The organism is Nocardia suismassiliense (genome assembly GCF_900269665.1).
GTDB classification, from domain to species: Bacteria; Actinomycetota; Actinomycetes; order Mycobacteriales; family Mycobacteriaceae; genus Nocardia; species Nocardia suismassiliense.
Window position 1 is genome coordinate 6071580 of the sequence record NZ_LT985361.1, and the last position, 12799, is coordinate 6084378.

The window sequence follows — 12799 nt, forward strand, 5'->3', positions numbered from 1 at the left end:
GCGGCACCTCTAGCCACCAGGCGTAATACACGCGTATTATGCGGAGTGTGGGTTTCGAGTGGCCTGATTGGGCGTTGGACATGCTCATCGGGATCTCTCCGAACGAGGTGATGCAGGTGCTGACCAAGCAGCGACGATGGCCACGCCGCGGTCGCGGCAGTACGGGCATCGAGATGCTCACGATCTGGGGCCGCACGGCCGCGGGCCGACCGCTGATCGTGGGCCTGCGCCAAGCCGAGCCTTGGCAATGGCAGATCGTCGCCGCCCGACCGATGAGCCCGGAGCAGGTAGCCGAGTTCGAAAAGTGGGAACAGGAGAACCAGTGATGGGCGACAACGATTTTCCGGCCACCCCGCAGGGCGTGGACGAGTTGATGGACAGCCTCGTCTTCGATGACGCACCGGTACGCGAGGCCGACGTGCCGCCGCCGATGACGCCCGGCGAGGACATCATGGTGGTGCGCTCGCTGCGACTCCCCCTCGACATGGACCAATCCATCAAGGCCGAAGCCCAGGCCCGCGGCATCTCCATGAGCGAACTCATCCGCGACTGGCTCGCCGTCGAACTCGCCGCCCTCGCCGACGACCAACCCATCTCCCGCGCCGACGCGTTGCGCGCGCTCGCCGGAGTCCGGCCGATCCACCCGCGCGCTAGTTGACTCCTCCGCTTCGAGTGGAGAACCGCACACCCTTTCTGTGAGCTGCACACCCGCTATACCGGGTGTGCGGTTCACACGAAGGGTGTGCGGCTCGCGTAGGTGGGCGGGTGCCAGACGGCTGGCTTCCTCGGTGACCGCGGCGCAAGATTCACTACAGTGGCATTGCGCGCCTGGTCCACGACCGCACGGTGCAACGACTTTCGGAGGTCTTTCGATGAACGTGCTGGTACTGGGCGGCTACGGAGCGGTCGGCGCACACGTCGTCCGGCTGCTGCGGGCGGACGGTCTGCAGGCTCTGGCCGCCGGCCGAGATCCGGCCCGAGCGGACGTAGTACTCGACCTCTCCGCGCCGGACAGCTTCGATGCCGCACTGAACGACGTTGCCGCAGTAGTCAATTGCGCAGGCTCCGAGGACATCCGACTGGCCGAGACATGCGCCGGACGCGGCATCCCGTTCCTGGATATCTCTGCCACCAGCGAATACGTGCAGAGCCTGGAGAAGGTCGCGGGCCCGGTCGTCGTCGGTGTCGGTTTGGCCCCGGGCTTGACCACCCTGCTCGCCGTGGAAACCCTGGCCAACCACCGCGGCCCGGTCGACATCATGACCGGCCTCGGCTCCGGCGAAAAGCACGGCCCCGCCGCAACCGCCTGGACCTACGGCCTACTCGGCAAGCACTTCCCCGACCCTGACGGCACCAGCATCCGAAACTTCACCAAGCCATCTCGTTTCGAGACACCGAAAGAGTCTGGCTACAAACCCGCCGCAGCCCTGCGCGCCGACTTCGCCGACCAGCACCGCCTCACCCGAGAATTCGGGGTCCCGGTCCGCACCTACCTACGGCTCGACTCCCGCTCGGCCACCGCAGGTCTCGCCCTGCTCACCCGCGCGCCCGCACTGAGTTCGCTTGCGCCGAAACACATGCCGGGCAGCGACCGCTGGGTGGTACTCGCCCGCGCGACGGACGGCTCGGCCCGCTGGGCGGCAGGCCGCGGCCAATCCCTGGCCACCGCTGTGGTCACCGCCGCCGTCGTGCAGGCGGTCCTCAACCGAACCCTCACCGCACCCACTTGGATCCACGAAATTCTCACCCTCGCCGACCTGCGGGATACGCTGCACGACAACGCAATCCATCTCGCGAGCTGAACTCAAGCAAGCGCGATGCCGGTAATCGAGGCAGCTGCCAAAACCAACCCGACCACTTGCGTTCGGGTCACGCGCTCCCGTAACACCGTGAGCCCGAGCACAACTGGAATGACGGGGTACAGCGCCGCCAGCACCACGGCGATCGCGAGCAACTGCTGCCAAGTGGCCCAGGTATAGAGCACCACCCCCGCCGTTCCGAGCGCCCCGGTACCGACCGCCCCGAGCAGCAGCCGAGGACGCATCCGCACCGACGCGTGCACACCCACTGCGAGCGGCACGATCGCAACCACCGAGGCGAAACGGCTGACGACCAGCGGCCACAACCCGGCCGCCGAGTCGATCCGGGCCAACGCGATGAATTGCAAAGCGAACCCGGCCCCCGCGATCAGCCCGTCGACGCTGCCGCCGCTGAGGCGGTCATCGTGGTCGCGAGACCGGGAAACCAACCACATCGCCGGCCCGGCGGCGACAATGCCAGCCCAGCTGAGCAACGACGGCCGCTCCCCCAACAGCAACACACCCACCATCACCGGCAGCATCAATGCACCGACGTCACTCAACGGCACCACCACACTCAACCGACCCCCGCTGACTCCGCGATAAAGGAACGTAACGCCGAGTCCGGTCCCGATCCCGGACAACGCCCCCCACGCCAGCGCCGACGCGGTAACGTGCGGCGCCGCGACCAACGGAACCGCAGCCAGAATCAACACACTCCCGCCGATCTGCGCATACAACGCCACCGCCGTGGCATCAGCGCGACGCGACAGCAACGCGCTCAGAAAGTGCGTAGTGCCGAAGCACACCGCCGAAGCCAACGCCAGCAGTTCCCCCACACCCATGATCGATACCTCCCGCCGTCGCGATCCGACCCGCGCCGCGGCCCGATCTTGTACTGCTGCTGCGTAACCGGCCGCCCGGTCTCGAAACCCCCACGCACCGCCCACCACCACCGGCAAACAACGAATGCGCAGATCAGCGGCGTGTCGGCCGTTACGGCGAACATCCCGATGCCAGGATGGACGGGCACAGAGGCAACGTTGTCGCCAGCTCGCCGAGGAGAGGTATGTCGCGTCGCCGTCTTGCCGGCATCGTTGTTCCCTTGCTGCTCCCCTTCATTCCCGTTGCCGCACACGCCGAGACGGCGGTCGATTCCAGCAGGTACGTGAACCCGTTCGTCGGAACCCAGGACGGCGGACCCGATTTCGGCCATGGCGGCGGCGCGGGCATGACCTTTCCCGGCGCGGTCGCACCCTTCGGGATGATGCAGTGGAGTCCGGACACGGTGCGCACCGCGGGCGGTGGTTACAAATACGAGGACAACCGCCTCTACGGCTTCTCGATGACGCATATTTCCGGCCCCGGTTGCACCGGCGCGCAAGACTTTCCGGTCCTGCCGATCTCCGGCATCATCGGCCGGTCACCGGCCGTCGACGGCGCCGGTTACCTGCAAACCTTCGATCACGCCAACGAGCAGGCGAGCCCGGGCTACTACCGGGTCACCACGGACAGTGGCGTGCAAACCGAACTGACGGCGTCGACCAGGGCCGGTGTCGCCCGCTTCACCTTCCCGAAGGACCAGCCGGGCACGCTGCTGCTCGACGTCACCGGCTCGGTGAGCGGAGTCGACGACGCCGAGATCACCATCGACGGAAACACCGTCTCCGGCTGGGCACACACCGGCGGCTTCTGCGGCTCCCGCGGCCGCTACCGGGTCTACTTCCACGCCACCTTCGACCGCCCGTTCACCGCGTCGGGCAGCTGGCAGGACAACGTCATCAAGCCGGGCACGACCAGCACCCGTGGTGCGGCACCGACCCGGCGCACGAAATCCGGCGAGATCGCGAGCAACGGCCTCGGCACCGGTCTTTTCCTGCAGTTCGATTCCGCTCAACCGGTGCAGATGCGTACCGGCCTGTCCTACGTCAGCCTCGACGGTGCCCGCGCCAATCTCGCCGCCGAAATAGGGCCGAAGGATTTCGACACCGTCCGGGTGGACGCGCGCGAGGCGTGGCGGCGCAGGCTCGATCAGATCCAGGTGACCGGCGGCGACCAGGATCGGTTGCGCACCTTCTACTCCGCGCTCTACCACGTATTCCTGCAGCCGTACATCTTCGACGACGTCGACGGCAGTTACACCGGTTTCGATGGGGAGACGCACCGGGTGCGCCCCGGGCACCACTACTACGCCACCTTCTCCGGCTGGGACATCTACCGCAGCGAGACCCAACTGCTCGCCTGGTTGGCACCCGATGTCGCTGCCGACATCGCCCAGTCGATGTACGACAACGCGCGCGTCCTCGGCAACGTCTGGGACCGCTGGTCGCATCAGAACACCGTCACCGGCGTGATGAACGGCGACCCGTACCACTCGATCATCGCCAGCACGTACGCCTTCGGCGCGCGGGACTTCGACGCTCGGGCAGCACTCGATTCGATGGTCGAGGGTGCCCTGCGCATCGGCGAGAAGTCCGGCTACACGGAACGACCGGCCAACGAGCATTATCAGCGACTCGGCTGGGTGCCCGGTCAGGTCTCCGACACCCTCGAATACAACATCGCCGACTTCGGCATCGCCCAGTTGGCGCACCGGCTCGGCGAACGCGCCGTCCACGACAAATTCCTGCGCAGTTCCCATGGCTGGCGGCACCTGTACAACCCCCTCACGAAATGGCTACAACCCCGATCCGCCGAAGGATTCTTCAATCCCTTCTTCGATCCGGCGGGCACCGATGGATACGTGGAAGGTAATGGCGCGCAATACCATTGGATGACCTTCCATGATGTCCGCACGCTCTTCGACATGATGGGCGGCAACGCCGCGGCGGCCGGTCGGCTGGACACTTTCTTCAGTCAGCTGAACGCGGGCCCGCATGCCCCCTTCGCGTACCTCGGCAACGAGCCGACGCTGCAAACGCCGTGGCTGTACGCCTGGGCCGGCCTCCCCCACCGTACTCAGGAGGTCGTCCGGCGCGCCCGCACCGAACTCTTCAGCCCGACGCCGAACGGCCTGGCAGGCAACGACGATCTCGGCACCATGTCGGCCTGGTACGTCTGGGCCTCGCTCGGCCTCTACCCCGTAATACCCGGCCGCGCTGAGCTTTTCGTGCACGGACCGGCCTTCACGAACGCCGAGATCCGCCGCTCCTCCGGCGAGCGCATCACCATCAGCGCGCCCGAAGCCACCGATGCCGCACCGTACATTCGCGCATTGCGGGTCAACGGCGCGGACACCACGAAAGCCTGGCTACCCGAATCCTTCGCCCTGTCCGGCGGCCGCCTCGACTTCACCATGGGCGCCGAACCGGACGCACGGTTCGGTACCGCGGCAGCCGACGCACCGCCCTCGTTCGCTGCGCCCCGCTAGCCGCCCAGTCATTCGGTCATCCGATGTCAGGACGATGGCAATCGCGCCGAACCCGTTCCGCTGACGGCAAACTGACCCATTCGACGCCGACCGCGCCCACTATTGATGAGGGCGGAGGATGAGGTTATTCGGCGGTGGATGAGGTCAGGGAAATCGTCGGCGTGGTCGAGCGGATCGACACGTTTCCGACAGTGGACGAATTGAACGAGTACGTCGACAAACTCGCCGGCACGCTGCCGGATCGGGTGACGGTCGCTGAGATCGGCAGATCGCGTGGGGGCGATCCGATTCGGGCGGTGCGGGTCGGCGCGGGGGCCCCGCAGGTGGTGATCATCGGGAATCCGCATCCGAACGAGCCGATCGGCATGGCGACAATCCGCCACCTGCTCGGCAGGCTGACCAGGGATAATGCGCAAACCCTCGGTGCTACCTGGCATTTCCTGCTGTGTCTCGATCCCGACGGAACGCGGTTGAACGAGGGATGGTTCGCCGGTGCGCGCAGCAGATCCGGCGTCGCGCGCGGTTTCTACCGTCCGCCCGCGGCCGAGCAGCCGGAGTGGTGTTTTCCGACCAACTGGCTCGGCACCGCGGTCGGTGCGCCACTGCCGGAGACCCTGGCGCTGATGGGCTTGATCGATCAGACCCGTCCCGCGCTGATCGTTTCCCTGCACAACGCCGACTTCGGCGGCGGATTCTTCTACGCCACCGGCGGCGATCGCGACTACTGGTCCGCGCTCACCGACCAGCTGACCGCGGCGGGCGTGCCGATTTACCAGGGACCACCCGACGTGCCCGGCGCGCGCACCTGGGCGCCGGGTGTGTTCGAGCTGCCGTCGTTCCAGCGCATCGCCGAGACCTTGACCGCCGAGGGCGTCGAGCCGCTGGCGATGATGTACGGCGGCGGCATTCGTGATTATGCGGCCGCCCACGGGACCGCGCTGCTGGTGTGTGAGTTGCCGATGTGGGTCGACTCGCGAGTCACCGACGACGCGCCGAGTGGCCACACCCTGGCGAGCGTGTTGCATTGCACCGCAACGGCTTACGATGAGATCGCCGAGATCGTGAGCGGCGCGCTCGAGCGAATCTCCGGAGTGTTGACCGGACGGTCGCCGTTCGAGCGCGCGCTGACCGATACCGTGCGCGCCCTGCGCGGCAACGCCATTGCCAAACGCTCCGCCACCGAGTCGCGCGTCGCCACCCGCGGTGAGGTCTTCATCGAGCAGTACGTGTGGGTCGGCGTCGCCCGCCTGCGCGCGGGCGGCATGCTGCTGCGCCTGCTCGACAGCGCACCACACGACGAGCGCTGCGCCGCGGAACGCGCTCGGTTCACCGCCATCTTCGAAAAGTGGTGCAGCGACGTCGAAACCAACGCACCCGGGCAGTCGATCCCGGTGCACCGCCTGGTCACGATCCAATCGATGGCGATCGTCAGCGCTGTCACGCGACTACGTGACGGCCGGCCCGTCTGACACTCGGTGCGACGAGGAGCGGAAACGGGTGCTGCAATCCTTAACGGGGACAGGCGAATACGCGCCCCGGCTGGCAACCGAGACGCGTACCCACCGATCAGTAACCGAACTGCCGCAAAATCGGCCCACACACGTGCCATTCATCGCCACCGTCGTGCGCCTCGTGATAGAGGTGCGCGACGTACCACATCACGATGTCCTGACCGTCGGTGTTCTCACCGTTGACGTGCCGCCAGATCTCGTCGTCGTTCGCGTTGCCGAGCGCACCGCCGAGATCTTCGGGCCCGTGATACGCGGTGATCGCGACGTCGAGCCGGGAGAACCAGTCGCTGGCACCGTCGAACGGTCCCTTGTCGATGAGGAACCCGCGGCCGGTGCCTTTCTTGATGACCGCCCAGCGGTTGTCGCCGATGTGGATCGAGGACAGTTCGTTCTTCCGTGGGATCCAGCCGGGACCGTAGCCCCAATCCTGGCTCGTCAGTGCGTGTTGCAGCGCGAGGTTGTTCGCGGCACCGTCGATGTCCCAGTCGAATCGCCAGTAGGTGTGGTGGCGATGGTTGGCCGGATGTTGCAGACCGGCGCTGTAGAGCTGCGGCAGGATGATGCCGTCGCTGCGGAAGATCCACCGGTTCAGCAGGCGGTAGCGCCCGATGACGTGATAGCTCTCCACCACCAGGAAACGGTGGTCCGGGGCGCTGCCCTCGTAGATCGCCACGGGCCGTTGCATATTGCCACTGCTGAGCGGGTCCTTGTACGGTCCGCCCGCGCCGCCGTCGTATTGCACGCGGATCATCGGCAGGCTGGCGCGGTGCAGCACCTTGATGCCCTTGTAGAAGACGTCGCGGAAAGCGATGGCTTCGCTCTTCCCGTCGACCACCTCCCAGTAGAACCGCCAGACCGGAGCCTCCGGGGGCCAACTAACTGTCCCTGAGCTACTCATGACCGACCCCCGGGAATCAGGCCGACCTCGGCCACGTCTTCCGCACTGAGATCCACGATCGCGAAGGCGGTGGGCACCCGCCGATCCGCGGGCCCGAACCGCAGGTCCACCAGCCGATGCCGATAACGCGAGCTGTGAAAATTCACGTCCTCGACGATCAGCCCAGCGCCGGTGTCGACGTCGATGCCGTGCTCGGCGAGCCGGCCGTCCCGGCGCACCAATTCGATGGCGCGAGCTTCCTCGACCTCGGACATGGCGGGCTGGCTCATCGTCTCGTGCAGTTCGACGAGTGACCGCGTGGTCACATCGACGATCGCCTCGATGACGACATCGTCGGAATAGTTGTAGATGACGACCACCGGATATTCGGTGTCCCGGTCCAGGAATCGGGTTCCGACGCTGATGATCTCGTACCGCTTGCCGTCGAGCAGGTCGTTGACGCCCGCCTGGCTCAGCGCCACCTCGGGTGCGACGGCCGCCGCTTCGTCGGCCGCTCGAAGGTCTCGCGCCTCGGAATACACCGGGGTGGTCTGCACCGGCGGGAGCAGTTCGCTCCAGTCGCGCGCGTCGGAAAACTTCGGATCGATGACGGGGCCGAGATCGATGATCTCGGTGCGCAGAAATCCCGGAGGGGGAAGGGTGAATCTTTCGGCCATGAGCGAACTCCATGCTCTTGGTAACTACCGCGCGGTTTTCCGCGCCCCCTCATCCTTCGACGCCGCGCCGAACAGGTCGCGAGTACTTCCGTACTCCACTTACACCAGCGCCCTCTGCGACCCGGCCAAGTAGCTGACCGGTACCTGGATACGCCGAACGGGACATGACCGAGGGTGTCATGTCCCGTTCGGGCGGGTGCGGCTACTGGACGCCGGTGGCCTTGGCGACGTCGGTGAGCATCTGGTCGGCGGCCTGCACGCCGATGCCGGACATCCAGGTCTCGTCCAGCACGTCGATGGCCTTGCCGTTCTTGACGGCGCGCAGGTCACGCCAGACGGGACTGGTGGTGACGGCGCCCTTTTCGGTCTTGCTCGGATCGTCGATGGTGGCGACGAAGATCAGATCGGCGTCGGCCTGATCGATCTGCTCGGGGCTGACGTCCTTCATGATCTTCTTCGGGTCGGTGGAGATCTGCGACTCCGGTCGCGGCAGGCCGATGTCGGCCAGCACCACGCCGCTGAAGGAGTTGCTCTGGTACAGCCGGGTCGGGCCGGCCAGGAAGCGCACCACCGAGACGGTGGGCAGCACGCCGTTGTTCTTGGCCTTGATGGCGTCGCCGAGCGCGCGGGCCCGCCCCTCGTAACCCTGCAACGCGTCGGCGGCCTGCTGCTCGAGGCCGAGCGCCTTGCCGTGCACCGCGAGGTTGGCTTTCCAAGGGCCACCGGTGGTCTCGGTGAACACGGTCGGCGCGATGCCGCTGAGCTTGTCGTAGATCTTGTCGTGGCGGACCTTCGAGGACAGGATCAGGTCGGGCTTCAGCGAGGCGATCCGCTCGAGGTTCGGCTCGAGCAGCGGGCCGACGTCGGTCACCCCATCGACCTTGCCCGCCAGGTATTCCGGGAACCCGCCCCTCGTCTTGGTATGCGGGACAACGGCACCCACCGGCTTGATGCCGAGCAGGGTGACCGAGTCCAGCTCGGCGGTGTCGAGCACCACCACGCGCTTGGGCGCCTTCGGAATGGTCACCTGGCCCATCAGGGTGTCCAGGGTGCGCGGGAAGCTGGCCGAATCGGCCGGGGAGGCAGCGGAATCCGTGTCGGCGGAGTTGTTGCCACAGGCCGCGAGGCAGGACAGGCTTACCGCCGCAACAAGTGTCGCGATACCGATGCGGCCGAGTCGGCGGCCGCGGAGTCGGGTGGACATGAGCAGTCCCTCATCTCTGGGAGTGGGTGGTGCATCAGCTCGAGCGAGGCGACGCTGGGGGTAGTCCGCTCAGACGGGAGCGGCGGCGGACAGTCGGGCGGCCCGGCTGCGCGGAACCACCAGCGGGGTCCCGGTTTCCGGGTCGGGTATCACCAGGGCATCGACCCCGAAGACGGTGCGGACGAGTTCGGCGTCCAGCACCTCGGCGGGCGGCCCGGCCGCGGCGAGGCGGCCCTCGTGCAGCACCACGAGGTGGTCGGCGTAGCGGGCGGCCTGGCCGAGATCGTGCAGCACCATGACGACCGTGCGGCCCGCCTCGGCGTGCAGGTCGGCGACCAGGTCGAGCACGTCGAGCTGGTGACGCAGGTCGAGGAAGGTGGTCGGCTCGTCGAGCAGCAGCAGGTCGGTGTCCTGTGCGAGGGCCAGCGCGATCCAGGCTCGTTGACGTTGGCCGCCGGAGAGCTGGTCGACCGGCTGTTCACGCAGATCGACGGTGCCGGTGCGTCGCAACGCGTCCTCGACGGCCGTCTGGTCGGTAGCCGACCAGGGCCGCAACAACTTCTGATGCGGATAGCGACCGAGCCGCACCAGCGCCTCGACTGTGATGGACTCCGGTGTGATCGGCTGCTGCGGCAGCAGGCCCATCCGTAACGCCAACGCGCGGGCGGACATTCGATGGACGTCGGCGCCGTCGAGGGTGACCGTGCCGCCGGACGGGCGCAGCAGCCGGGTGAGTCCGCGCAGCAGCGTGGACTTGCCGCAGGCGTTCGGGCCGACGATGGCGGTGACCGAGTCGCCGGGCAGCACCAGGTCGAGGCCGTCGATCACGACGCGGTCGCCGTACCGCAGATCGACTGCCTGCGCGGCCAATTCGTTGCGGGCGACCACGTCGTCCGGTGTGTCACTCATGCGGTCCTCCTGGAGACGGGCGCGCTCTCACGGAGCATCAAGATGAGCAACCACGGAGCGCCGACGGTCGCGGTGACCACGCCGACGGGCAACCCCTCGATCGGCAGCGCGTGCTGCACGATCAAGTCGCAGACGAGCAGCAACGTCGCCCCGGCCAGACCGGTGACGGCGAGCGTGACGGCGGTGGGCGGACCGGCGAGCCGCCGCACCAGGTGCGGAACCGCCAGCGCCACAAAGGAAATCGGGCCGGTGAGGGCGGCGGCCAGCGCGGCGAGCGCGATGGTGGTGACCAGCAGCGCCAGCCGGGCACGGGACACCCGGACGCCGAGCGTGCCCGCCGACTCGTCGCCGAGATCGAGCACCGACAGCGTGCGGTATTGCAGATACAGCAGGGCCAGCACCAGCACACAGGCCACCGCGGCAGCCTGGATCTCCGGCCAGGTGCGTCCGTAGAGCGAACCGGTCGTCCACTGCACCGCCGACCCGGCGAGCTCCAGCGGAAAACGCACCACCATCAGATTCACGGCCGCGGCCAAACCCGCTTGCACCGCGAGCCCGACCAGCACCAGGCGCGTGACCGGCAGCCCGGACCGCCAGCCCAGGATGCCGAGCAGCAGCGCGGTGAGCATCCCGCCACCGAGGGCGCCCAGTGGGATGAACGCCTGGCTCGCACCGAGGGCGAGCACGAGCACCGACCCGAAGGACGCGCCACCGGTCACACCCATGACGTCCGGCGAGGCGAGCGGGTTACGGAACAGCCGCTGGAGCACGGCACCCGCGGTGGCGAGGCCCGCGCCGGCGAGCAGCGCGGCGGCCAGCCGGGGCGCACGGAACTCTTGGACGACGTAGACCTCGCCCTGGTCACCGAAGCCGAACAAAGCGCGCAACGCGGTCGCCGCCGACATCTCGACCTCGCCGACGCTGAGCGCCACGGTCGACAGCACGACGATCGCCACCGCGCACACCGTGCCGATCAGGATCGCGCGCCTGCGTTGCCGCACCAGGACATTCACGCCAGAACGCAATGGTGCTCGACCATGCCGCAGCGACGACGCACCGATCGGTTCGCCGGAACCCTTGAAACGCAATAGTGTTCGACCGTGCCGCGGCGACGAGGCATCGGTCGGATCAGCGGAGCGCTTGGCACGCAATAGTGTTCGGCCGTTGCGCGGCGGCGGAGGGTCGATCATCGGCCCACCCGTCGGGCGAGCACGGCGAGCAGCGGCGCACCGAGGAACGCGGTGACGATGCCGACCTCGAGCTCCGAAGGCCGGGCGACGAGCCTGCCGACGATGTCGGCGGCCAGTAGCAGCAGTGGGCCCGCGATGAGGCAGCCGGGCACGAGCACCCGGTGGTCGCCGCCGAGCACCAGCCGAACCAGGTGCGGCGCGGCCAGTCCGATGAACGCGATCGGCCCGGCCACGGCCACCGCGGAGCCGGCGAGCAACACCACCGCGATCATCCCGGCCAGCCGGATGCGCCCGACCGGCATGCCGAGCGCTTCCGCTGCTTCGTCACCGAGGGCGAGGGTGTTGAGCGCGGGCGCGATCACCAGGCCGATCACCGCCCCGATAATCAGCGTCGGCAACATCGGCACCAGCACGCCGAGGTCGCGTTCGGCGATCGATCCGGCCAGCCAGAAGCGTGCCTCGTCCAGGGTGCGTTCGCTGAACAGCAGCACGGCCGAGGTCCACGAGACGAGCACCAGTTGCAGGACCGTGCCGCCGAGGACCAGCCGAACGGGATCGATGTCGCCGGCCCGGCGCCCGAGCGTCAGGGTGAACAACGCGGCGGCGGCCGCGCCCGCGAAGGCGAAACCCAGGTATTCGATCGGGCGGGTCAATCGCAGCGCGTAGATGGCGATCACCACGGCGAGCCCGGCTCCGGCGTTGATGCCGAGGGTGGTCGGCGCGGCTAGCGGATTGCGGGTGATGCCTTGCACGAGCGCGCCCGCGAGGCCGAGCGCGGCGCCGACCGCCAGCCCCACCAGGGTCCGCGGCATTCGCATACCGGTGACCACCATGGCGTCGCGGCCGTCCGCATCGCCGAGCAAGGCCTGCACGACGGTGCCGATCGGCACCGAGCGGGCGCCGAGCGCCAGGCTCAACACCACGCACAGCAGCAACGCGGCAAACCCGAGCATCAGCATCGGGATGCGGCGCGAGAACGCGGCCGTGCGGGTGGTGTCGACGGAGGTCACGGGACGAGAGCTTAAGTTAGCGATACCTAAGTTTGTCAACGCGCGACAACGCGTGTGATGTCCGTCTCGTCCGTTTTTCGCGCCGGGCCGCTGCGCCGGCAACACCGCCTGAGCAGCGATTCGAGCACGGAATCAACAGTCACGGTTTCGTAACGGGCCACGCTGGGTACTAACAGAACTATGACATCGACGGATCACCGACCAGCCCGCATCGCCGGCGTGGAGCCGGGGACCGCGGTACTGGCATTCGCT

The 12799-nt window shown here is 67.7% G+C and carries 12 protein-coding genes; 5 read left to right on the top strand and 7 right to left on the bottom strand.

Annotation, left to right across the window (positions count from 1 at the left end):
- The first annotated feature begins 38 nt into the window (after positions 1–38).
- From DBO33_RS26835 to DBO33_RS26845, 3 genes are all read left to right on the top strand, one after another.
- Entirely contained in the window at positions 39–326 is a 288-nt protein-coding gene (locus tag DBO33_RS26835; protein ID WP_228541599.1) for a hypothetical protein, read from the top strand.
- Positions 326–658 carry a ribbon-helix-helix protein, CopG family gene (locus tag DBO33_RS26840; RefSeq protein WP_159080560.1) on the top strand — a complete coding sequence of 111 codons (333 nt, stop codon included), beginning with the start codon at positions 326–328 and terminating at the stop codon, positions 656–658. Before DBO33_RS26835 ends, DBO33_RS26840 begins: the two co-directional genes overlap by 1 nt.
- Before the next feature lie 214 nt (positions 659–872).
- On the top strand, positions 873–1802 hold the full coding sequence (locus DBO33_RS26845) for an NAD-dependent epimerase/dehydratase family protein (protein ID WP_107657558.1): 930 nt from the start codon (positions 873–875) through the stop codon (positions 1800–1802).
- Between the two features lie 2 nt (positions 1803–1804).
- Here the strand turns inward: DBO33_RS26845 and DBO33_RS26850 are convergent, their stop codons facing one another.
- Positions 1805–2644 (bottom strand): EamA family transporter, encoded by an 840-nt coding sequence (locus DBO33_RS26850; RefSeq protein ID WP_199856770.1) that lies wholly within the window; start codon positions 2642–2644, stop codon positions 1805–1807.
- Positions 2645–2868: 224 nt separating this feature from the next.
- Here DBO33_RS26850 and DBO33_RS26855 point away from each other — a divergent pair, with 224 nt between their 5' ends.
- Together DBO33_RS26855 and DBO33_RS26860 are read left to right on the top strand one after the other, a co-directional pair.
- Positions 2869–5169, top strand: a complete 2301-nt coding sequence (locus DBO33_RS26855) for a GH92 family glycosyl hydrolase (protein ID WP_107657559.1) — start codon at positions 2869–2871, stop codon at positions 5167–5169.
- Positions 5170–5303: 134 nt separating this feature from the next.
- Positions 5304–6638, top strand: coding sequence for a M14 family zinc carboxypeptidase (locus tag DBO33_RS26860; RefSeq protein ID WP_107657560.1), 1335 nt, complete (start codon positions 5304–5306; stop codon positions 6636–6638).
- Positions 6639–6735: 97 nt separating this feature from the next.
- On the opposite strand, the gene DBO33_RS26865 is transcribed toward DBO33_RS26860, so the two are convergent.
- The 6 genes from DBO33_RS26865 to DBO33_RS26890 all read right to left on the bottom strand — a co-directional run bounded on the left by DBO33_RS26865 (position 6736) and on the right by DBO33_RS26890 (position 12547).
- Positions 6736–7578 (bottom strand): hypothetical protein, encoded by an 843-nt coding sequence (locus DBO33_RS26865; protein ID WP_159080561.1) that lies wholly within the window; start codon positions 7576–7578, stop codon positions 6736–6738.
- On the bottom strand, positions 7575–8234 hold the full coding sequence (locus tag DBO33_RS26870; protein WP_107657562.1) for a hypothetical protein: 660 nt from the start codon (positions 8232–8234) through the stop codon (positions 7575–7577). The genes DBO33_RS26865 and DBO33_RS26870 overlap by 4 nt, the downstream gene beginning before the upstream one ends.
- A gap of 202 nt (positions 8235–8436) precedes the next feature.
- A complete protein-coding gene (locus DBO33_RS26875; protein WP_107657563.1) occupies positions 8437–9438 on the bottom strand; it encodes an ABC transporter substrate-binding protein in 1002 nt (333 codons plus the stop codon).
- Between the two features lie 69 nt (positions 9439–9507).
- Complete coding sequence (locus DBO33_RS26880; RefSeq protein WP_107657564.1) at positions 9508–10347, bottom strand: ABC transporter ATP-binding protein; 840 nt, start codon at positions 10345–10347, stop codon at positions 9508–9510.
- Positions 10344–11360: a FecCD family ABC transporter permease gene (locus tag DBO33_RS26885; RefSeq protein ID WP_234391057.1), complete on the bottom strand. Its 1017-nt coding sequence runs from the start codon at positions 11358–11360 to the stop codon at positions 10344–10346. The genes DBO33_RS26880 and DBO33_RS26885 overlap by 4 nt, the downstream gene beginning before the upstream one ends.
- Positions 11361–11533: 173 nt before the next feature.
- Entirely contained in the window at positions 11534–12547 is a 1014-nt protein-coding gene (locus DBO33_RS26890) for a FecCD family ABC transporter permease (protein ID WP_234391058.1), read from the bottom strand.
- Positions 12548–12799: the final 252 nt, after the last annotated feature.

Bases quoted from the DNA above. Each gene is read 5' to 3' on its own strand.
- DBO33_RS26855 (WP_107657559.1), top strand. From the start codon at position 2,869: ATGTCGCGTCGCCGTCTTGCCGGCATCGTTGTTCCCTTGCTGCTCCCC.
- DBO33_RS26835 (WP_228541599.1), top strand. From the start codon at position 39: ATGCGGAGTGTGGGTTTCGAGTGGCCTGATTGGGCGTTGGACATGCTC.
- DBO33_RS26875 (WP_107657563.1), bottom strand. From the start codon at position 9,438: ATGTCCACCCGACTCCGCGGCCGCCGACTCGGCCGCATCGGTATCGCG.
- DBO33_RS26840 (WP_159080560.1), top strand. From the start codon at position 326: ATGGGCGACAACGATTTTCCGGCCACCCCGCAGGGCGTGGACGAGTTG.
- DBO33_RS26850 (WP_199856770.1), bottom strand. From the start codon at position 2,644: ATGGGTGTGGGGGAACTGCTGGCGTTGGCTTCGGCGGTGTGCTTCGGC.
- DBO33_RS26865 (WP_159080561.1), bottom strand. From the start codon at position 7,578: ATGAGTAGCTCAGGGACAGTTAGTTGGCCCCCGGAGGCTCCGGTCTGG.
- DBO33_RS26870 (WP_107657562.1), bottom strand. From the start codon at position 8,234: ATGGCCGAAAGATTCACCCTTCCCCCTCCGGGATTTCTGCGCACCGAG.
- DBO33_RS26880 (WP_107657564.1), bottom strand. From the start codon at position 10,347: ATGAGTGACACACCGGACGACGTGGTCGCCCGCAACGAATTGGCCGCG.
- DBO33_RS26845 (WP_107657558.1), top strand. From the start codon at position 873: ATGAACGTGCTGGTACTGGGCGGCTACGGAGCGGTCGGCGCACACGTC.